The sequence below is a fragment of the Aeromicrobium marinum DSM 15272 genome (assembly GCF_000160775.2).
Taxonomy (GTDB): Bacteria; Actinomycetota; Actinomycetes; order Propionibacteriales; family Nocardioidaceae; genus Aeromicrobium; species Aeromicrobium marinum.
In genome coordinates this window covers 531,188-550,726 of the sequence record NZ_CM001024.1, presented here as the reverse complement: position 1 = coordinate 550,726, position 19,539 = coordinate 531,188, and the positions used below count along the sequence as shown (strand labels likewise).

At 68.0% G+C, this 19,539-nt stretch carries 24 protein-coding genes; 10 read left to right on the top strand and 14 right to left on the bottom strand.

Annotated features, from left to right (window positions below; translation table 11 throughout):
- Positions 1-67: 67 nt before the first annotated feature.
- Genes HMPREF0063_RS03000 through HMPREF0063_RS02985 form a run of 4 tightly spaced genes read right to left on the bottom strand, consistent with a single transcriptional unit; the run spans position 68 to position 3,869 of the window.
- On the bottom strand, positions 68-355 hold the full coding sequence (locus HMPREF0063_RS03000) for a hypothetical protein (protein ID WP_007077174.1): 288 nt from the start codon (positions 353-355) through the stop codon (positions 68-70).
- Positions 352-2,673, bottom strand: coding sequence for a heavy metal translocating P-type ATPase (locus HMPREF0063_RS02995; RefSeq protein ID WP_007077173.1), 2,322 nt, complete (start codon positions 2,671-2,673; stop codon positions 352-354). The genes HMPREF0063_RS03000 and HMPREF0063_RS02995 overlap by 4 nt, the downstream gene beginning before the upstream one ends.
- On the bottom strand, positions 2,663-3,655 hold the full coding sequence (locus tag HMPREF0063_RS02990) for a hypothetical protein (RefSeq protein ID WP_007077172.1): 993 nt from the start codon (positions 3,653-3,655) through the stop codon (positions 2,663-2,665). Before HMPREF0063_RS02990 ends, HMPREF0063_RS02995 begins: the two co-directional genes overlap by 11 nt.
- A 1-nt stretch (position 3,656) precedes the next feature.
- The gene (locus HMPREF0063_RS02985; protein WP_007077171.1) at positions 3,657-3,869 is read right to left on the bottom strand and encodes a heavy-metal-associated domain-containing protein; all 213 of its coding nucleotides are present in this window, start codon (positions 3,867-3,869) and stop codon (positions 3,657-3,659) included.
- Between the two features lie 202 nt (positions 3,870-4,071).
- On the opposite strand from HMPREF0063_RS02985, the gene HMPREF0063_RS02980 reads away from it, so the two are divergent.
- The 3 genes from HMPREF0063_RS02980 to HMPREF0063_RS02970 all read left to right on the top strand — a co-directional run bounded on the left by HMPREF0063_RS02980 (position 4,072) and on the right by HMPREF0063_RS02970 (position 6,040).
- Positions 4,072-4,464, top strand: a complete 393-nt coding sequence (locus HMPREF0063_RS02980) for a hypothetical protein (RefSeq protein WP_007077170.1) — start codon at positions 4,072-4,074, stop codon at positions 4,462-4,464.
- Between the two features lie 67 nt (positions 4,465-4,531).
- Positions 4,532-5,098 carry a DUF305 domain-containing protein gene (locus tag HMPREF0063_RS02975; RefSeq protein WP_007077169.1) on the top strand — a complete coding sequence of 189 codons (567 nt, stop codon included), beginning with the start codon at positions 4,532-4,534 and terminating at the stop codon, positions 5,096-5,098.
- 66 nt (positions 5,099-5,164) lie between these two features.
- The gene (locus tag HMPREF0063_RS02970) at positions 5,165-6,040 is read left to right on the top strand and encodes a WD40/YVTN/BNR-like repeat-containing protein (protein ID WP_007077168.1); all 876 of its coding nucleotides are present in this window, start codon (positions 5,165-5,167) and stop codon (positions 6,038-6,040) included.
- 104 nt (positions 6,041-6,144) lie between these two features.
- On the opposite strand, the gene HMPREF0063_RS02965 is transcribed toward HMPREF0063_RS02970, so the two are convergent.
- The 8 genes from HMPREF0063_RS02965 to HMPREF0063_RS02930 all read right to left on the bottom strand — a co-directional run bounded on the left by HMPREF0063_RS02965 (position 6,145) and on the right by HMPREF0063_RS02930 (position 11,541).
- Entirely contained in the window at positions 6,145-6,507 is a 363-nt protein-coding gene (locus HMPREF0063_RS02965) for an ArsR/SmtB family transcription factor (RefSeq protein WP_007077167.1), read from the bottom strand.
- A 17-nt stretch (positions 6,508-6,524) separates the two neighbouring features.
- Positions 6,525-7,727 (bottom strand): MFS transporter, encoded by a 1,203-nt coding sequence (locus tag HMPREF0063_RS02960; RefSeq protein WP_245527730.1) that lies wholly within the window; start codon positions 7,725-7,727, stop codon positions 6,525-6,527.
- A 361-nt stretch (positions 7,728-8,088) separates the two neighbouring features.
- Entirely contained in the window at positions 8,089-8,658 is a 570-nt protein-coding gene (locus tag HMPREF0063_RS02955; RefSeq protein ID WP_007077165.1) for a hypothetical protein, read from the bottom strand.
- Positions 8,655-9,023 carry a methyltransferase family protein gene (locus HMPREF0063_RS02950; RefSeq protein WP_007077164.1) on the bottom strand — a complete coding sequence of 123 codons (369 nt, stop codon included), beginning with the start codon at positions 9,021-9,023 and terminating at the stop codon, positions 8,655-8,657. Before HMPREF0063_RS02950 ends, HMPREF0063_RS02955 begins: the two co-directional genes overlap by 4 nt.
- Positions 9,024-9,129: 106 nt before the next feature.
- Positions 9,130-10,041 carry a cation diffusion facilitator family transporter gene (locus HMPREF0063_RS02945; RefSeq protein ID WP_007077163.1) on the bottom strand — a complete coding sequence of 304 codons (912 nt, stop codon included), beginning with the start codon at positions 10,039-10,041 and terminating at the stop codon, positions 9,130-9,132.
- A 15-nt stretch (positions 10,042-10,056) separates the two neighbouring features.
- On the bottom strand, positions 10,057-10,725 hold the full coding sequence (locus tag HMPREF0063_RS02940) for a cation diffusion facilitator family transporter (protein ID WP_007077162.1): 669 nt from the start codon (positions 10,723-10,725) through the stop codon (positions 10,057-10,059).
- Positions 10,722-11,105, bottom strand: coding sequence for an ArsR/SmtB family transcription factor (locus HMPREF0063_RS02935; protein ID WP_007077161.1), 384 nt, complete (start codon positions 11,103-11,105; stop codon positions 10,722-10,724). Before HMPREF0063_RS02935 ends, HMPREF0063_RS02940 begins: the two co-directional genes overlap by 4 nt.
- Positions 11,106-11,151: 46 nt before the next feature.
- Positions 11,152-11,541 (bottom strand): heavy metal-responsive transcriptional regulator, encoded by a 390-nt coding sequence (locus HMPREF0063_RS02930; protein ID WP_040320057.1) that lies wholly within the window; start codon positions 11,539-11,541, stop codon positions 11,152-11,154.
- Positions 11,542-11,647: 106 nt separating this feature from the next.
- On the opposite strand from HMPREF0063_RS02930, the gene merA reads away from it, so the two are divergent.
- Positions 11,648-13,072, top strand: coding sequence for a mercury(II) reductase (merA, locus tag HMPREF0063_RS02925; protein ID WP_007077159.1), 1,425 nt, complete (start codon positions 11,648-11,650; stop codon positions 13,070-13,072).
- Positions 13,073-13,108: 36 nt separating this feature from the next.
- Positions 13,109-13,765 (top strand): organomercurial lyase MerB, encoded by a 657-nt coding sequence (gene merB, locus HMPREF0063_RS02920; RefSeq protein WP_007077158.1) that lies wholly within the window; start codon positions 13,109-13,111, stop codon positions 13,763-13,765.
- A gap of 723 nt (positions 13,766-14,488) precedes the next feature.
- On the opposite strand, the gene HMPREF0063_RS02910 is transcribed toward merB, so the two are convergent.
- Both HMPREF0063_RS02910 and HMPREF0063_RS02905 read right to left on the bottom strand, forming a co-directional pair.
- Positions 14,489-14,788 carry a hypothetical protein gene (locus tag HMPREF0063_RS02910; RefSeq protein ID WP_007077156.1) on the bottom strand — a complete coding sequence of 100 codons (300 nt, stop codon included), beginning with the start codon at positions 14,786-14,788 and terminating at the stop codon, positions 14,489-14,491.
- 81 nt (positions 14,789-14,869) lie between these two features.
- Positions 14,870-15,997: a site-specific integrase gene (locus tag HMPREF0063_RS02905; protein WP_156794023.1), complete on the bottom strand. Its 1,128-nt coding sequence runs from the start codon at positions 15,995-15,997 to the stop codon at positions 14,870-14,872.
- Between the two features lie 238 nt (positions 15,998-16,235).
- Here HMPREF0063_RS02905 and HMPREF0063_RS02900 point away from each other — a divergent pair, with 238 nt between their 5' ends.
- From HMPREF0063_RS02900 to HMPREF0063_RS17290, 5 genes are all read left to right on the top strand, one after another.
- Positions 16,236-16,766 (top strand): hypothetical protein, encoded by a 531-nt coding sequence (locus HMPREF0063_RS02900; RefSeq protein ID WP_040320056.1) that lies wholly within the window; start codon positions 16,236-16,238, stop codon positions 16,764-16,766.
- Between the two features lie 623 nt (positions 16,767-17,389).
- On the top strand, positions 17,390-17,785 hold the full coding sequence (locus HMPREF0063_RS02895; RefSeq protein WP_040320055.1) for a hypothetical protein: 396 nt from the start codon (positions 17,390-17,392) through the stop codon (positions 17,783-17,785).
- Positions 17,786-18,018: 233 nt separating this feature from the next.
- On the top strand, positions 18,019-18,438 hold the full coding sequence (locus HMPREF0063_RS16500) for a DUF6188 family protein (protein ID WP_156794022.1): 420 nt from the start codon (positions 18,019-18,021) through the stop codon (positions 18,436-18,438).
- A gap of 142 nt (positions 18,439-18,580) precedes the next feature.
- On the top strand, positions 18,581-19,078 hold the full coding sequence (locus HMPREF0063_RS02885) for a hypothetical protein (RefSeq protein ID WP_007077151.1): 498 nt from the start codon (positions 18,581-18,583) through the stop codon (positions 19,076-19,078).
- Between the two features lie 97 nt (positions 19,079-19,175).
- The gene (locus HMPREF0063_RS17290) at positions 19,176-19,481 is read left to right on the top strand and encodes an Imm27 family immunity protein (protein WP_083788839.1); all 306 of its coding nucleotides are present in this window, start codon (positions 19,176-19,178) and stop codon (positions 19,479-19,481) included.
- Positions 19,482-19,539 lie beyond the last annotated feature (58 nt).

Sequence of the window (19,539 nt, the reverse complement as noted above, 5' to 3'; positions counted from 1 at the left end):
TGATGGTTTCCCGCCGAGCGTTCGGCAACGGCCGGTCGCTGCCCCGCATGTCGGTCGCCGTGCGCGCTCATGCTGCGTAACCGTCCGGATCGGCGTCGAACATCGGCCCGCAGGCATCACAGCACAACCAGTAGCGCTGTCCGCGGTGCGTGCGAACCAGACCAGCCGCTTCAGCCTCGGCCTTGATCACCGTGGTGCCGGCCATCACCGGACACTCGGCAACGTCGCGGGCGTCGGGGCGTGTGCCGTCATCGGCCTTCGCGCTGTGTCCGCAGCACGTACCGGTCGTCGTCTCCTGGTCCTCATGGCCCTGTGGATGGATCATCGTCTGCTTCCTTTCGTCGGAGTTCTTCATGTGGTCGTCGCCATCGGTCCGTGTTGCCGGGTCGCGGCGTCTGGGGTGGAGTCGTTCGCCGCCGACGTGAAGGTGCGCAGTCGCAGGCTGTTGGAGACCACGAACACGGACGAGAACGCCATGGCGGCGCCCGCGAGCATCGGGTTGAGCAGGCCCAGGGCAGCCAGCGGGATGGCCGCCGTGTTGTAGGCGAAGGCCCAGAACAGGTTGGTCTTGATGGTGCGAAGCGTCCGTCGGGACAGCCGGATCGCATCGGCTGCGGCTCGGAGATCCCCGCGCACCAGGGTGATGTCGGCAGCTTCGATGGCCACGTCGGTTCCAGTGCCCATCGCCAGACCCAGGTTGGCCTGGGCCAGGGCCGGAGCATCGTTGACGCCGTCGCCGACCATGGCCACGGTCCTGCCATCGCGCTGGAGCCGGCTGACGACGTCGACCTTGTCCCTCGGCATCACCTCGGCGATGACCTCGGTGATCCCGACCTCATTGGCGACCTGCTCGGCCACGGTCCGGTTGTCACCGGTCAGCAACACGGGGGTGAGGCCCAGGTCCCTGAGCTGACGAATCGCCTCTGCGCTGGTGGGCTTGACCTGGTCGGCCACGACGAGGATGCCGCGAGCCGCACCGTCCCAACCGACCGCGACAGCGGTCTTGCCCTGCGCCTCGGCGGCCTGCTTGGCGGCCAGCAGATCGTCGTCCAGGTGCTGCGACCACTTGGCCAGCAGCGCCTCTCGGCCCACCAGGACGGCGTGGCCGTCCACGATGCCCTGCACGCCGAGCCCTTCGACGTTCTCGAAGGACTCCGGGGTGGGCAGGTCCCCCACCTGTGCTCGCGCCCCGGCGGCGATCGCCTGGGCGATCGGATGCTCCGAGGCGTCCTCCAGTGCTCCCGCGAGGCGGAGCAGCGTGGCGTGGTCCACACCGCCGGCAGGTACGGCGTCGATCAAGGTCATCTTGCCGGTCGTGACCGTGCCGGTCTTGTCCAGCACGATGGTGTCGATCCGCCGGGTGGACTCGAGCACCTCGGGACCCTTGATCAGCACACCCATCTGGGCACCGCGGCCGGTGCCGACGAGCAGCGCGGTGGGCGTGGCGAGGCCGAGCGCGCACGGGCAGGCGATGATCAGCACTGCAACGGCTGCCGTGAACCCGGCGGACACCGGGAAGCCGGCACCGATCCACGCGGCCAGGGTGGCCACGGCGATCGCGATGGCGATCGGCACGAACACTCCGGACACCCGATCGGCCAGACGCTGGATCTCGGCCTTCCCGGACTGGGCATCCTCGACGAGCTGAGCCATCTGCGCCAGCTGCGTGTCGGAGCCGACCCTGGTCGCGCGGATCACGAGACGTCCACCCGCGTTGGCCGTCGCTCCGATGACCGGATCGCCTTCGGTGACCTCGACCGGCACGGACTCACCGGTCAGCATCGAGGCGTCGATGGCGCTCGTGCCGGAGGTGATCACACCGTCGGTGGCGATCTTCTCCCCCGGGCGCACGACAAACTCATCACCCACCGCGAGCTCCTCGATCGGCATGCGGTGCTCCTGGCCGTCGCGAAGGACCGCGACCTCTTTCGCGCCGAGCTCGAGCAGAGCTCGTAGCGCAGCGCCTGCGCTGCGCTTGGACCGCTTCTCGAAGTAGCGGCCCATGAGGACGAAGGTGATGACACCGGCGGCCACCTCCAGGTAGATGTTGCTCAAGCCGTCGGTACGCGAGATCGTCAGCTCGAACGGGTGGATCATCCCCGGCTCGCCTGCCGTGCCGAGGAACAACGCCACCACCGACCAGGACAGCGCCGCGATCGTGCCGACCGAGATCAAGGTGTCCATCGTCGCTGCACCGTGGCGCAGGTTCATGGCCGCCGCGCGATGGAACGGCCAGCCGGCCCAGAGCACCACGGGTGCGGCCAGGACGAGGGAGGCGAAGCCCCAGTAGTCGAACTGCAGGACCGGGACCATCGCCATGGCGATGACCGGCACGGCGAGGACCGCGGACCCGATGAGGCGCCGTCGCAGGGACAGCAACTCGGCGTCCTCCTCGGTGCGCTCCTGCCCGGTCTGGTCATCCTGGCCTCCGCCCGCGGTGGGCCCCGGCACGGTGGCGGTGTAGCCGGTCTTCTCCACCTCAGCGATCAGCGCCAGTGGGTCCAGGCCGTGCGGTCCGGAGACGGTGGCCTTCTCTGTGGCGTAGTTGACGCTCGCGGTGACGCCGTCAAGCGTGTTGAGCTTCCTCTCGATCCGGTTCGCGCAGGAGGCGCAGGTCATCCCGCCGATCGTCAGTTCGACGTTGACCGGTGTCGTAACGGTCTCAGTGGTCATGGTCGTCCTCTCTCGTCGTGTCCTCGTGCTCGTTCTCGTCGTGGCTGCCGGCCCCGTGGCCGGACATCGGCGAGCTGGTCCCCGTCGTGGCGTCCAGAACGAACGCAGCCGTGTGCACCTGTCCCCCGATCTGGAAGTCCAGGTAGAGCAGGTAGCGGCCTGGTGTGGAGGCGGTGACGTCGAAGGCCACGTCGGGTCCGGAGGTCCCGCCCGCCTGCGCCGGTTCACCGCGTGGATGCACGTGCAGGTACGCCAGGTCTCCTTCACGTAGTGCCACCAGGTGGCCGAAGGCGCCCAAGTAGGGCTCCAGGTCCGTCACCGGTCGGCCGTCGCGAGTGATCGTGACCACGACCTCCGAGGCTGCGCCGGAGACGATCTCGCCGTCGATGCTCACGTCGTAGCCACCGGCCCGGGTCGCGGAGATCGCGTCGGAGGGATTCGACGGCGCGAAGTCGCCGCGCACGTGCGTCACGGTGGACAGCGTGACGGTCTCACCCGTTGCTGCCGGCTCGAACTCGGCGAAAGCCCGGTAGCCGCCTGCCGCGTCCCACTGCCACGGGATTGACCATTGGCCGTCCGTGTCGCGCTCGGGGTGCACGTGCCGGAACCCCGAGCCATCGGTGCGCACCACGATCAGATGCAACTCCTTGTCGTGCGACTCCTCGAAATCCGTGACCGGCTCCCCGTCGGGCCCCAGCACCGTCAGGAGGAGTTCTCCCTCGGTGCCGGTCGCTGACGGTGAGCTCACACCGGCGAGGCGGTAGCCGCCCGACTCCGACGTGAGGCCTCCCGCCGAGGGGCCACGAGTCCCTACCTGGTCAGTGTCGTGGCCGGCACCGTAGCCGCCCGAGCGGTCGTCGCTCTGCTCTGCCCACTGCTCGACGTACTCCTGCGGGACGACCGCACCGGCGGCGGCGAAGGCCACCGCGAAGATGGCGACGAGGGTGGCGCCGTACAGGCCGAGCCTGGTCGAGGCCCGCATGTCAGGACCGCACCGCTCGGTAGCCGGCCGCGTCGACAGCGGCCATGACGATGGCGTCGTCGACGGGCTGATCCGCCGAGACCGTCAGGCGGCCGGTGGCGGCACTGACATCGACGTGCTGGACGTGAGCGATCAAGGACACCTCGTCCCGGATCGCGGACTCGCAATGACCGCACGTCATCCCGGTGACGACGTAGTTCTGGATGGTGCTCATCAGCAGCCTTTCGGGTAGTCGGATGTTGGTACCATATACCCCTATGGGGTATTTGCCAAGGAACACTTGTCCAGGCGTCGCGTCATCGCCTTCCCGACGACCGCCGCCTGCGGACCACGAGCCCAGAGGCAGCGCTCAGCACGAGGTGCGGACTGGCTTCCCAGCCGCCGCGGCGCTTCGAACGGCTGCCTAGACTGCCCCCATGAGCAGGAGGGCATCGAACAGCGGGGGCCGGCGACGCTGGGTCCAGTTGTGTCTGCTGTCCCTGCTGCTCCTCGGGCTCGTCGGGATGCACCAGGCGCAGCTCTCCGATGGTCACCACGTTTCTGCCGGCCCGACGGCAGCAGTCGTGACGATGGCCGATCACGAGCCGCCGGGCGACTCCCACCACCCGACTGCCGAGAACGCCATGGTGTGCGGGGCGATTGCGGTGTGCCTGTCCATGCTTGCCGCGTTCGCGATCCTGGCCCCGGCATCGGGGCGTTCCTCGCGGGTCCTGTGGGCCGCGCCCCGCATGCCGCGCTGGAACCTCCCTGCCGACCGACTGATGCCTCCGGTCGACATCAACCAACGCCTGTCGATCCTGCGCTGCTGAGGAGAAGTCTGCCCGGGCTCGACCCGAGGACACGACTTCCACCACCCCTCACGACACAAGGATTGCCATGACACGAACGTTCACCCTTGCGACCCTGCTGGCCGCGGTCGCCCTCCTCGCCGGTGCCTGCTCGGGATCCGACCCCTCCGCCGATGGAGGCTTCAACGACGCCGACGTCGCTTTCGCCCAGGACATGATCCCGCACCATCGGCAGGCAGTGGAGATGGCCGAGCTCGCCGCGGACCGCTCGACCGACCCCGAGATCTTGGGTCTTGCTGACGAGATCATCGCGGCCCAGGGCCCCGAGATCGCCATGATGAGTGGCTGGCTCGAGCAGTGGGGCGAGGACGTGCCCGACGACATGTCAGGGATGTCAGGCATGGACCACGGCGGCGACATGTCGATGCCCGGCATGATGAGCGCCGAACAGATGTCCGACCTCATGGACTCCAGCGGTGCCGAGTTCGACCGGCTGTTCCTCGAGCAGATGATCGTGCACCACGAGGGTGCTCTCGAGATGGCGCTGCGGCAGCAGTCCGAAGGCGAGTTCGCCGAGGCCGTCGCTCTGGCGCGAGAGATCGAGCAGACCCAGACGGCCGAGATCACCCGGATGCAGGACCTGCTCGCGTCCTGACCCGTCTCCCCCTTTCCGGGGTGCCCCGCCGCGGCGGGGCACCCCGGAAACTCCGACCTTCGAAGGATGTCCATGTTCCGCACAGTTGTTCGTCTCGCCGTCGTGATCCCGCTGATGTTCCTGGTCGCGTGCGCCGACACACCCGATGCAGACGCACCGGGCTCCGATGTCCTCGGTGTGGTGTTCGACGACTTCGGTCACGTCCACGGTGTCGGCACCAATCCCGCCGACGGCGCGGTCTTCGTGGCCGCCCACGCCGGCGTGTACCGTCTCGACCCCGCCACCAACACCGGGACCCGGATGGCCGGCAGGGTCCAGGACACGATGGGCTTCACCGTCACGGGCCCCGACACCTTCCTCGGCAGCGGACATCCGGACCTGCGTGAGGATCTGCCGCCCAACCTCGGCCTGCTTCGCTCGACCGACGCCGGTCGCACCTGGGACACGATGAGCCTGTCCGGCGAGGCCGACCTGCATGCGATGGACACCAGCGGGGATCTCGTCGTTGCCTACGACGCCCTGTCGGGCCAGGTGATGTCGACGACAGATGGGACCTCGTGGTCGACCCTGGCTGCCGGCGATGTCCGTGACCTTGCCGTCGCGCCCGACGGAACCGTCTGGATCATCGACGCGATTGGCGCGTTGGCCACCATCGACGACCAGACCATCGTCGCCACCGACGACGGACCCTCGGCAGAGCTGGGCCTAATCGACGTCGCCCCTGACGGGACCGTCGTCGTGGCCACCCCCGACGGGGAGATCCTGACCAGGAGCGCCGACGGCACCTTCCGGACGACCGGCTCAGTCCCTCCCGGCACACAAGCCTTGGACGTCGCGGACCGGTGGCTCATCGTCTCCGCGTCGGCAGTCCACGAGTCCGTCGATCAAGGGAAGACATGGACCGACCTCCTGACGAGTTCTGCGGTTCGCAGCGGACCGTGAACCGAGAAGTCTCTCGACGGCCGCGCCACCACCCCGTCCCGGGATCCGGCGACGGGTCAGGACATCGGACTCCGGCATCAGCGCGTGAGCACGACCGGCAGTCGTCAGTCGTGGGGGTCCTCGCCGGTGATGAGGTGGTCGGCGTGGTTCAGGCCCTCACGGACGAGGCGGGCGACGTGTCCGCCTCGCAGGCTGTAGTGCTGGAACCGGCCCGACCGGGTGACGTCGACGAGGCCGGCTCTGCGGAGCCTGGCCAGGTGCTGACTGACCCCGGTGCGCGGGGCGCCGGTCCGATCGACCAGCTCGGTGACCGTTGCCGGCCCGTCACCGAGGTGCCACAGCAGGTGCAGGCGGGTGGTGTCGGACAACAGGGCGAAGAGGTGGGACGCGTGGTGCAGGCGGGTGGGATCCGGCGGGGTCGCGTGGTCGAGGCTGGGTCCGTCCGGGCTGGAAGTGGGGTCGGCCATCGGTCCAGTGTGTCGTCTCATCGGGGTCTGGTCGCCATGGCCGCTCCGGTTGCCGCAACAGCAGCCGCCCCGAGTACGCCGGTGGCCACCGCGACCGAGGTGAGGCTGCCGACCCACCCGGCCACCGGGTAGGCGGCGAGGTAGCAGGCGTGTGAGAGCGAGAAGTGGGCGGCGAAGGCCGCCGGTCGCTCGCCGGAGGTGACGGCTGCGTTGACGACTCGCCCCGACGGGGTGAGCACCATCGATGATGCTGCACCCAGCGCGCACCACACGACCAGCAACACCGACCAACTTCCTCGATCTCCGACCGCCGGGATCGCGACGATCAGCAGCCCGGCACAAAGGCCACCACCGGTGATCATGAAGCTGAGATCCTGCCGGCGCTCGAGGATGCGGGGAGTCGCGAGTGCCACGGCCATCGACCCGGCGCCGAAGACCGCGAGTGCGACAGCAACCGACGGTGAACCGCGGCTTAGGTCCTCGCGGACCACCACGACGGTGTTGACCAGCACCGTGGCCACCGCGCACGCCGCCGCGATGTCGAGCAGGAACAGCGTGCGCAGGCTACGGCGCTGACGGAAAATCGACACCCCGGCCGTCGCCCTGGACCGGAACGACGACAGTGGAGCGGCGCCCTGTACCGAGAGTCCCGACCGAAGGACGAACACCGCGGACAGGACGAAGCCGAGCGCGGTGCCGACGAAGAGCCAGTGGTACGACATCACCAGCAGCAGGCCGGCTGCGACCACTGGGCTGGCCACTGCCTCCAGGTCGTAGGCCAGGCGCGACAGCGACAGCCCGCGGGTGTACTGCCTCTCGTCGGGCAGCACCACGGGGATCACGGCTTGGAACGTAGGGGTGAAGGTGGCCGACGCCGACTGCAGGACCACGATCAGGACGTACACGTGCCACACCTGGTCGACCCACGGCAGTGCCAGCGCCACCGCTGCCCGCACCGCGTCGGCCCCCATCATCACTGCCCTCGGGCTCCACCGGCCGGTGACGGCCGTGATCATCGGCGCGACCGCGACATACGCGACCATCTTCAACGTCAACGCCGTCGCCAACACGGCCCCCGCCCTCTCCGGGGCCACCTCGAAAGCCAGCAGGCTCAACGCCACGGTCAGCAGCCCCGTGCCGAGCAGCGCGATCACCTGCGCGCTGAACAGGCGTCGATACGTGCGATCGGTCAGGACCGACGTCACTGCCGGAGAGGACACCTGGTCACCATACGTGCGCGAACACGCACTTGTACATGGGAGCCATGACCTCGCTCTGTCGTCGACCGCAACTGACATCCCGGGATGCGTCCAGCAACCGACGCGAATGGCAAAGGCCCCTGACCGGCATCTCTGCTGGTCAGGGACCTTCGATTGGTAGCGGGGACAGGATTTGAACCTGTGACCTCTGGGCGTGATCGGAGGCCCAGTCCCGACTAGCTCAAACTTCGGGTCCCTCTGGGAAACCTCGGATTCTTGAGGAGGTTCCCCATCGGACTCCTCCAACTCTATCGGAACGCCTTGGAACGGTTGCCGGTCGTTTCCGATGACTTTTCGATGACGGGTCGATTCTCCGGATCGGTCACGGCATCGTCAGGACGATCTTCTGCTCTGGCTCCAGGCGGAGGTCTGCGGGGTCTCCGGTGACCGGGGTGCCGCTGCTGGTGACCTGGACCTGTTGCCCGCGCTTGGCGCGTACGCCGCCGATCTGCTGCGGAGTGAGCGCCACGCCCCACTGGGTGAAGAACTGGCCGAGCGTGAAAACCTCCCCCACCGAGTCGGCCTCGATGTGGATGGTCCCGTCGCCTTCGTGGGTGTGCAGCGCGGACATGGCCCCAGTGGCCGGATCGACGCCAATGTTGGGCGGGACCGGCACATCGGCGCCGTCGACGACGATCCGGAGCTGGGGGTGGTAGTGCTCGGCGGTGCCCATGGGTCCCAGGTCGAGTCCGGCGGCTGCCACGCGCGCGGCGACGTCGGTGGGGGCCGGCCACGACGGCATCGCTGCATCGCCCGGTGTCGGATTGCCGTCCGAGCTCGGCGTCGAGATCGCCGGATCCGCGCTCGGGTCGTTGCGGTCGGTGTCAGTTGCGCAACCGCTCAGGCCGACGGCCGCGGTGAGTGCGAAGGCGACGTACGAGCGGCGTTTCATACAGAAGGCTTCCTACCTGGGAACGATCGAGGGCTCAGCCACCGGGGCGTGGTGGCAACGTACCGAACCCATTCCGCACCGAACTTGTCGGCCATCGCACGCTCCTCGGCTTCGATCTGTGCCTTGTCGATGAGGAGGACGACGCCGGCTGCCGGGAGCATGCCGAGCGTCGAGCGCCTGGCCACGGCGTTGGCCACGAGGACGCCGGCCATGGCGACGTACATCGGGTTGCGGGTGAGCAGGAAGGGCCCGTCGCTGACCAGTTGGCTGGCACGCTCCGGGGCGAGGGGGTCCACCGTGGTCTCGTGGCGCCGGAAAGCCCTGACGGCCCAGGCAAGGAGACCGAGACTCGCCGCGAGGATCATGCCTGCGAGGCCGCGTGATGTCCGCCTCGGGTGACCGCCGCCAGGAAGCCCCCGCTGCGCCAGAAGTCCGGCGGCAAGCCAGCCGAGTGGCGGAACCCGCTGAAGCTCACCAGCCGAGTTCATGGCACTGCTCCCCTTTGACGGCTTCGACCTGAAGTGTCGCGTGCTCAATATGGTGGCGCTCGGCGAGGGCGCGCTGCGCCGACACCAGCACCGTCTGTGCGCTGACACCGTCGTCGACGACCAGGTGAGCGGTGGCGACGTTCATCCCGGAGGTCAGCGTCCAGATGTGGAGGTCGTGGATGTCGGCGACCCCGGGCACGGATTCCAGGTCGGCGACGACGTCCTGGAGTTCCATGCCCTCGGGGAGGTGCTGGCCGAGGACCGCGAGTACCTGACGGCCGAGGATGACTGCGCGTACGGCGACGAAGATGCCGATGGCCAAGGCGACGATCGTGTCCCACAATCCGTTGCCGGTCGCGGCGACCAGGAGCCCAGCGAGGATGACGCCCACGCTCCCGGCGGCATCCGAGACGACCTCGAAGTAGGCGCCCTTGACGTTCAGCGACTCCTTGGACCCCGCGCGCAGCAGCATCATCGTCACCACATTGATGCCCAGGCCGATCACGCCGACGATGAGCATGGCGGTCGAGGCGACCTCGGGTTCGCTGTTGATCCGGCTGATGGCTTCGATGACGACGTACACGGCGACGCCGAGCATGATCAGGACGGTGAGCCCGGAGGCGAAGACCTCAGCTCGGTAGGAACCGTACGTGCGACGTCCGGTCGAGTCGGGCCGGGTGGCGATCCTGGTGGCCACCAATGCAGCACCGAGGGCGACGACGTCGGCGGCCATGTGTCCGGCGTCGGAGATCAGAGCCAGCGATCCGGAGAGGATTCCGGTGACGAGCTCGACGACGAAGAACGCCCCGACGAGAGCGAACGCCGCGGCAAGGCGTGCCCGGTAGCGGCCGCCGGCATGGCCGGCCGGCGGTCCGTGCGAGTGTCCGGCGCCCATCAGTCGAGTCCTCTCTCAGTCGTCGTCATCGTCATCCTCGACCAGCTCGCCCTCCCAGGCCTCGCGTCCCTCGTGGATGGCGAAGAGCGCGATCACAAACCCGGCGACCGGGTCGAGCCAGGCCGCGCCAGTCAGCGCGAACAACCCCAGTCCGAATAGGGTTGAGATGCTCAGCAGCACGCAGATCTTCGTCTCGGCAGCGTCAGCCAGGATCAGTTGGTCGCCGCCGAGCGCTTCTCCGACCTGGCGCTTGGCGCGGGCGAGGAGTGGCATCACGATCACCGACGCGGCGAGCAGGACGATGCCGACGGTGGAGTTGTCGGGGGCCTCGCCGTTGATCAGGGAGCGGGTTCCTTCGATGGCGACGTAGGCGGCGAGCACGAAGAAGGTGATCGCCACCGCCTTGAGTGCGCGACGCTCCTTGGCCTCGTCCGCCTCGCCATGGCGCAACCGCGCCGCTAGGCGGAGCCCGACTAGGACCGATGCAGCGGACTCGATCCCGGAGTCGAGGCCGAAGCCAATCAGCGAGACCAGCCCGGCCAGGATCCCCGCGGTGATGGCGACGACGCCTTCCACGACGTTGTAGGCGACGGTGAACTGGGCAAGGCGGAGCCCGCGACGCGTCAGCCGTTCGACCTCCAACTCGGTGGGGGCGGTTTCGGTCGCCTGCCGCGGGTCTGTCATGCGGGGTCCTTTCGGGCTCCGTAGTTCGGGCAGAGCGTGACTGCGTCGCCGGTAAGGCTGAGCAGCCGCTCGGCGGCGGCAAGGAGGTCGATCACGGCCTCGGGATGGGTCAGGGTGAACATGGAGGCGCGGCCGACGGGTCGGGACTCCACGAGTCCGCAGTCGCGCAGGCAGGCCAGGTGCTTGGAGACGGTCGACTGGGCCAGGCCGAGGTGCTGGGTCAGGTCAGCGACGTTGTGTTCGCCGAGTAGCAGGTGGCGCAGGATCGCCACCCGCGAGACGTCGCTCATCCCGCGGAACAGACAGGCAGCGGCGCGACTGGCTACCTGTTCGTCGAGGCCGTCGGTGCCCGCCGAAGCCGGAGTCAAATCCATCGTCATGCGGCGATATTACCGCCCGATCTGCGCGACCGGTCAACACTGCCGCCTACAGGTAGCGGCAGACCTCGTCAGCGCCGCAGGTGTCAGGCTCGGGATCTGAGGCGGCGTCGCGGAGCGAAGCGACGTTGTCGCGCAGGGCGCCGAGGTCAGCGATCTGTCGGTCGATGTCGGCCAGGCGCGCGGCCAGCAGGCCGCGCACGTGGCCGCACGGCGCCTGGCCGTGGTCGCGGATGTCGAGGATCTGCTTGATCTGGGCGAGGGTCAGCCCGGCAGCCTGGCCGCGGTGGACGAAGTCGATCCGGCTGACGGCGTCGGGCGTGTAGTCGCGGTAGCCGGCCGGTGTGCGTTCGGCGGTCGGCAGCAGCCCTTGGTCTTCGTAGAATCGCAGCGTCTTAGTGGTGGTGCCGGCTGCTTCGGCGAGTTCTCCGATCCGCATCCCGGCCTCCGTTGTGTCGCAGGTCGCCATTGACCTTCCCCTGCACTGGAAGGTCCAGTATCGCTGCATCAGGAAGCGTTTCCCAACAGTTCTGGGAGGAATCGGGATGCAGACCAGCTACGACCTCGCGATCATCGGATCCGGCGGCGGTGCGTTCGCCGCGGCCATCCGGGCGACGACGCTGGGCAAGTCGGTGGTGATGGTCGAGCGTGGCACGTTCGGCGGCACGTGCGTGAACACCGGCTGCGTGCCGTCGAAGGCATTGCTCGCGGCCGCCGACGCACGGCACGTGGCAGCGGATGCGTCGACCCGGTTCCCGGGCATCGCCACCACAACCGACCCGGTGGACATGCCTGCCCTGGTCCGCGGCAAGCAGGACCTCATCGAGGCGCTGCGGGGCGAGAAGTACGTCGACGTCGCGGACTCCTACGGCTGGCAGATCCGCCACGGCAACGCCGCGTTCGCCGGCACGCCGGCCGCTCCCCTGCTTGAGGTCACCGCGGCCGACGGCACCGTCGAAACAATCGAGGCCGAGCACTACCTTGTGGCCACCGGGTCCCGCCCCTGGACCCCGCCGATCGACGGGCTGGAGGAGGCCGGGTATCTGACCTCGACCACGGCGATGGAGCTGACCGAGGTTCCCGACTCGCTGCTGGTGCTCGGCGGTGGTTACGTGGCTCTGGAACAGGCGCAGCTGTTCGCCCGGCTGGGGGCGAATGTGACCGTGCTGGTGCGCTCCCGGCTGGCGTCGAGGGAGGAGCCGGAGGTCTCCACGGCGCTGCAGGCAGTCTTCGCCGACGAGGGCATCCGGGTGGTCCGCCGCGCGGTTCCCACCCGGGTGACCCGCGACGCCGCCACTGGCGAGACGGTCATGACGGCAGACGTGTCCGGCGGCGAGCAGGAGTTCCGCGCCGACCAGGTCCTGGTCGCGCTCGGCCGCCGTCCGGTGACCGACGCCCTGAACCTCGACGCGGTCGAGGTGAAGACCGGTGAAGCCGGCGAGATCGTGGTCACCGACCAACTGCAGTCCTCCAACCCCCGAGTCTGGGCGGCCGGCGACGTGACCGGGCACCCCGAGTTCGTCTACGTCGCGGCCCACCACGGCACCCTGGTCGCCGAGAATGCGTTCACTGCCGCCGAGAAGTCGGTGGACTACGCCCGGCTGCCGCGGGTGACGTTCACCGGCCCCGCGATCGGGGCGGTCGGGCTGACCGAGGCCCAGGTGCTCGCCGCCGGTATCCGCTGCGACTGCCGGGTCCTGCCGCTGAAGTACGTAGCCAGGGCGCTGGTCAACCGGGACACCCGCGGCTTCATCAAGATGGTCGCCAACGCCGACACCGGCGAGATCCTCGGCCTGACCGCGGTCGCCAAGGACGCCGGCGAGCTCGCCGCCGCCGGCGTCCACATCCTCGGCAAGACCATCACCGAGGTCGCCGACGCCTGGGCGCCCTACCTGACCATGGCCGAGGGCATCCGGATCGTCGCCAAGGCCTTCACCACCGATGTCTCGAAGCTGTCCTGCTGCGCCTGACCCGCGCCCACCCACTCAAGAAGGAGGCATCCGCACATGTCGGACCTCAGCAGCCAACTGCCCCAACGACTCACCCGCCCCGAGGAGACCGGCCTCGACGCCGGCCTGCTGATCCCGCTGCTGCGCCTGCTCGTCGACGGCGACGCGGTCACCGTCGAGGAACTCGCCGCGGCCGCGGGCCGAACCCTCGAGGAGGTACGGCGTGGTCTCGCCGCCGTGCCGGACACCGAGTACGACCAGGGCCGGATCATCGGCCAGGGCCTCACGCTGCGGCCGACCCCGCACCGGTTCACCGTGGCCGGGGAGGAGCTCTACACCTGGTGTGCGCTGGACACCCTCATCTTCCCCGCCCTCCTCGACCGCCCGGCGCGCGTGGAGTCGGTCTCCCCGGTCAGCGGCGAGCCGATCCGGGTCACTGTCGACCCCGCCGACGGGGTGACCAGCGTCGATCCCGCCACGGCGATGGTTTCCCTGGTCAATCCCGAGCAGATCACCGCGATCCGTTCGTCCTTCTGCAACCAGGTGCACTACTTCACGTCCCCCGAGGACGCGGCTGGCTGGCTGGCCGAGCACCCGGGCGCGGAGGTGGTTCCGGTGGCCGAGGCGTATCGGATCGGGACCGCCATGACCACCGGCCTGCTCGACCGGCTCCGGTCGCCCGCCGAGGGCGACGACTGCCACACCTGCTGCTGACCCACATCTTCCGGAGGGATCGAGAACACCGATGACGTCCAACCACGACGACCGGCCGGGAGGCAGCGGCCTGCTCCTCGGAGCCGGCGCCGCGCTACTCATGGTCGCCTGCTGCGCCCTACTGCCCCTCTTGGTCGCCGGTGGTGCAATCGCCGCGATCGGGGGCCTTCTGGGCAACCCGTGGGTGATCGGCGCCGGCATTACCCTGGCGGTCCTTGCACTGATTGCCACCTTCCGGCGCCGCAGCGGCGACGCCGCGGCTGGCCACGACTGTTGCCCATCCACGTAACCCGGCCAAGCACGTTGACCCGATGGACGAGCAGAAGCGATGACGATCACCCGCCGCCCCCACCGCACTCTGGATCGCCGCCGCGCTCGTTGCTGGATCGCTGGCCCTGACCGCCTGCGGCAACATCAACTCCGACTCCACGTCCGCGCACCCACGTCCACGTCCCTCGGGCGGGAGCTTCTCCGAGCAGTTCGCACTGCTCTTCCGCGACTACCTCCGCGATCACGACCAGGCCCGGGTCGAGTAGGCGAACCTCAAGCAAGATCTGGCCGCCCGGTTTCCCGACAACCAGCACGCCTACGCCGACGCCAAGGTGCCGTTCTCCTGGCAGACCATCCGCCGCGCCGACCAACGCGCACAGCGCACCGGTTGGGAGCCCGGCCCGAGCGACGCCCGACCGGGCGGCGCTGACGCCGCGGATGGTGGCCGGCGTGTCACGGCAGCCGCCGGTCGATCCACCGCAGGATCCCGCCGATCACCGGCCGGTCATGCCAGCCGCGGCCGATCACGGCGGCTCGAATCCGCGCCAGCATCCGACGCAGGCGAGCCCCGACGCCGTGTCGACGTGCGTCCGCGCCCTGCACCGCTCGGCGACGTACCCACCGCGCGCAGTCGAAGCAGAGCGCGACCTCGGGATGGGCACCCAGGTGGACAACTTCCTCGGGCGAGAACTCGTTGTCACAGCACCAGCAGCGCTGCAGCTCGTCGACCACCTGCTCCGAGTGCGTCGTCATGATGCCAGCGTCCCCTGCGCAATCGATGTCGGCAACCGCGGCGAGTCGGGCAGTAGCCACTACCCCAACGCTGACCGAACCTCACAGTCCGAGGTCCTTGCTCGACGTGGTGGCGAGGGCCTCGAGGGGGCGGATGTAGCGGTTGACGAGGACGCCGAGATCTTTGTGCCGGGTCTGGGCGGCGATCCGGTTGAGTGGTACGCCGGCGAGTGCGGCCGTGGTGGCGTGCCCAGCGCGGAGCGAGTGTGCAGTGATGCGGGTGCCGTCGAGTCCAGCGGCCTCGGCGCGGGCGCGCAGCATCCGGGCCGGGACGTGCCCGGACAGCGGTTCGAGGCTGATCGTGTTGCCCCAGATCCGGGTGAACAGGGCGCCGTTGGTCTCGCCGCGCAGCTCCCGCCAGGCGTTGACGGCGGCGACGGGGTCGGTGGCAGCGTGTTGACCGTGGGCGACGGCAACGTGTTCGCCGTGGCCGTCTTGGTCCATCTTCGATTGCCGGACGTGCAGCAGAAGCCCGGCGGGCTTGGGTTCGACGTCGCTCAGAGTGAGGGCGACCAGCTCGGCTCGGCGCATGGCTGATGCGTACCCGAGCAGGATGATCGCGGCGTCGCGGATGCCGTGCGGGGTGGTCCGGTTGATACCGCCGACGATCTGGCGGATCTCCTCGACCGACAGCGGCCGGGCGAGGCGGCGGGGTGCGGCGCCGTAGGTGCGACGCAGGCCCCGACGGACCTGGCGGACGGCCTCGGACGCGATCGGGTCAACAGCTCCTGTGGTGCGGTGGACGTGCCTGATCACGGTGCAGGCCATGTCCAGGGTGCCGGTGGCGCGGCCTGCCTCCGCGCGTTCGGTCAAATAGGCGCAGACCATAAGCGGGTCGGCGGGTACGGCGGCGACGTCCCGCTCGGCGCACCAGCGTTGCCATTGGCCCCAGACGACGTCGTAGAGGCGCCGGGTGCCGTCGGTGCGAGCGGCGGCGAGGGCTTCGCCGATGCGGGCGGCATCCACCGGCGTGAGCCCTGCGCGCGTCAGGTCACGATCGTCGGCGGTGGTGGGCGGAAATGTGGGTCGGGCGCTGGCCGGTAGGGCGGCGATCATGAGCGGGTTCATCGCCCTGTCGTAGCGGCGTCGACGCGGCCACCAGCGGCGGGGCTCCTGCTGGACCCGGGCCACGTTGGCCGCAGTGACGCGACCGGCCACGGCCTTGGTCACATAAGGCTGACTTTGTGATGACCGAGTCAAGTTAGAAAGCTTTCAGGCTCGGTTCCCCAGAGGGAACCGAGCCTGAAATTCGTAGCGGGGGCAGGATTTGAACCTGCGACCTCTGGGTTATGAGCCTGTTCGCCTCGCGACGCGAGGGCATCCACGGAGGAATGACGGACTGTTCGCGGTCGTCCAGCGGTCCCCAACCGGCGCCGTTGACTCAATCGCGGCAGCTAGGTTTACAGCGATGGAGATCCAGTACGCGTCTACCGATGCCGAGCGACTCGAGGTTCGGCAGTTTCTGGCCGAGCACATTCCTGGCATCGCAATCACTGCGGTGCCGGCGACAGCGATGGATACCGCGTACGCACCCCTCGTCCCCGTGATTCGCGCTGGCAGCGGTCAGATCCTCGCGGCCGCGTTGACCTGCCGTGCGCAAGTGGCAGCTGGTGCGAAGCTCGTCTCCGACTCGGACGTCGTGCCATGCCGGAACGTCCTCAACGAACAACGCCACGATCACCGCCCGCGTGTCATCCCCCGGCCGGACATCGGTGCGGGCGAATCAGAAGACTGGGCCAGCTGTTTGGGCCCCGTCATCCCAACCGGGCAGACCCCAGTTCGGGCGATAGGTGAAGCGGTTGTCGGGCGCTGCGCCACCGGACAGCCCGAAGCTGCGGCCACCAGCTTCCGTGGAAAGGAGGTGGAGCTCGATACCAAATGCGAGAGTCTCAACAGGCTCCATCCCTCGACCCTACGAGCCGGCCCAATCGCCTGGTAGGCCCCGGTCATGTGGGGCAGTGATCGACACCGATGCGAGGGCACCGAGGCGCTGCTCACCGACCGCATCCGTCGCCCACGCGTCCGTACCGTGCTTCACGAGGGACAACGCGACAGCAAGGCCGAGGACCCACAGTACGATCACTCGTCCTCGGGAACACTCGGGATACCGAGTGCGTCACTGAACTGATCGTCGAGCCATCTTTGGCTCGAGAACCCCCAGTCCCCGGGTTCAAGAGCTAAACCCGCTCTGTCAGCACGCTCCGGTGAGATGATCTGATTGTGACTCAGCCAGAGGAAGGCCCGGGACAAAGGTGGTCTTCGACTCTCCGCCCGTACCCTGCACCGGGCCGTCCTGAGCAGCCGATGCGTAGTCCTTCTTCTGGTCGGTGGGCGTGGGTAGTGGCTGCGGTGGGCGCGATGGTGCTTGTACCCGTGATCGCACTACTGGTGGCCTTCGTGGTCTTTCAGGCGCACTAGCGCGTGCCGGTGTGCTGCCAAGCTGACCGCCGAAACACTGGGCGGCTCTGAGGTCCTAGGGCGGTGGGACCGATGCGGCGGGATCGAGTCCCGATGGGGGCCCAGCGGTGAGAGACTCCGAGGATGTCGATAGATGCCGATCGGATGCTCCGTCGCGTCTTGGCTGAGGTGTTCGGCGACAACATCGAGGTCGAGTACTCCTACGATCCGAAGAGCATGGGTCACCGCGCGCTACTAACGTCGGTCGACGACAAGCCCACGCAGCTTGGTTTTCACGTCACTCATGACTGGTGCTCGGTCTGGATTCTTGATCTCGAACCGGACGTCAGCATGACCGATTTCGACTACGACTACGAGGAAGAACCCAAGGCAGCGAACCTCCGCGCGCTCGCTCGAGTACTCCACGCCTACGTCAACGGCGAGGGTCGGATTGAGTACCGGCCAACGCTGATCCGCCGACGCCTCCAGCCCCACTTCGTCGTCGAAATCGATGGGGGTGTGTGGTCGCTCGGTCACCACTTCAGCAGGAGGCCTGTGTAGGAGGCCGGGGCCTTCGCCACTGGAGAGTCCCCACCGAGACCTAGGCACAGACCAATGCGGGGTGGCCAAGCCCGTTTGTATGCACCTACTACCTAATGCTGAGAACGGACGATGGGACGTTCCTCCGCCGTCAATACAGCCTGCAGAGCATCGTGTTCGAGGCGTCTCAGTTCCTTGAGTTCGGTTCAGCCGCGATCCCCGGTGCACCCCGCGAGGCATGTGACTATGGGCGTGTGGACTCCAACGAGAACTCAGCGGCGGCTGCGTCTGAGTCCGGGCTAGGATCCATCGACCTTGCCGGGACCTGGGTCAGCAACGTGTCAGCGGGTCTTTACAGCGTCAACCTTGTACTCCAAGGCGACGACCCGCGTGCACCGAGTTCAGTCGTGGGCATCGAATCATCCGTGACACTGGTCGACAGCGTCGGCGGGCGGGAACGGGCAGACTCAGACGACTCGATGCTCGATGCGTCTCGTCTGCTGTTGAGGTTGCTGGGAAAGCACGTTGAGGCACACACCTTCGATGGACGAGACCTAGAAGTCAGATTCAGTTCTGGCGAGGTTCTCACTGTCCACCGTAAGGACATGCCGTACGAGTCCTACCAGGTCACGCACCACGGGATCACGTACGTGGTGGGCCCGCTTCCCGCCTGAGGCCCTGCCAAGCCGACAGACTCTCGATGCTCCTAGTGGAAAGCTGCCTGCGCGAACCCGACCGCTGAGGAGCGCCAATGGGCGAGACTGGTGTCAGCGACGATCGGGAGGACTAGGCGTGGGGAGACCGAGAGTTGGCGACGTGTTCGTCATCCCTACCGGCGACGACCGCGCCGGGGTCGGACAGGTTGTCGCGACGTACGGGCAGTCCGCGTTCTACTTCGCGGTGTTCGACCTGGTCGTTCCGCTGATTGACGCGTCCCAGCGCGCCCGCGAGGCGCTTTCCACGGGAGTCAAGTTCTTGGCTCTCTCCATGGACGCAAAGCTCCACGCTGGGCACTGGACGGTCGTCGCCACCGCGCCCGTCGATGCCGGAATTCCACTGCCTGGGTACAAGGAGGTCGTTGAGCTCGAGGGCAGCTTTCACTTCCAGGTCGTCGACCACTCCGGACAACGCACGAGGACCGCCACGCCGTCAGAAGTGTCGCAGCTACCAAACAGGACATTCGTTGCACCCGTCCGCCTTGAAAAGGCGCTGCGAGCCGATCTGGGGCTAGAGCCTTGGCTGGACCACTATGCCGCTCTCCGGATCGAAAACGTCGTCTCCGACGAGTCCCTATTCTCACAACCGTCCGAGTAGGGACGGCAGACCGGCGAGCCCGCAAACTCCCCATACACCTAGTGGTGGTGACGGACGGGAGTACCAGTGTTCAAAATGACAGTGGCACACGATACTGATGATCCCTTCCCACTCCACCCGGCCCGCTGCAGAACCTGACGATGAGGACGGTCCATTGATGGACTGTGCGTGCACCGCTCTCCATCACCTCGATGACGCTGAAGCGCGAGAGTACGCAACTGAGCACCTTCAGCGGCTTTCGGCCGACTACGAGACCTGGGCCGTGACCTACGCCTGCCCGACGACTGGTCGGAGGTGGCTCCTTGACTATCCGCAGAGTGAGTTTCACGGCGGTGGCCCGCCCCGGCTGAGGCAACTCGATTCGGAGGGTGTGCCCCGCGAGGATTCCGGAACGGATTCTTAGCCGCTCCGCGTCGGTGGTGTCGGCAAGACCGCCTGTGTCTCCCTGCTGGTGCCTCGCG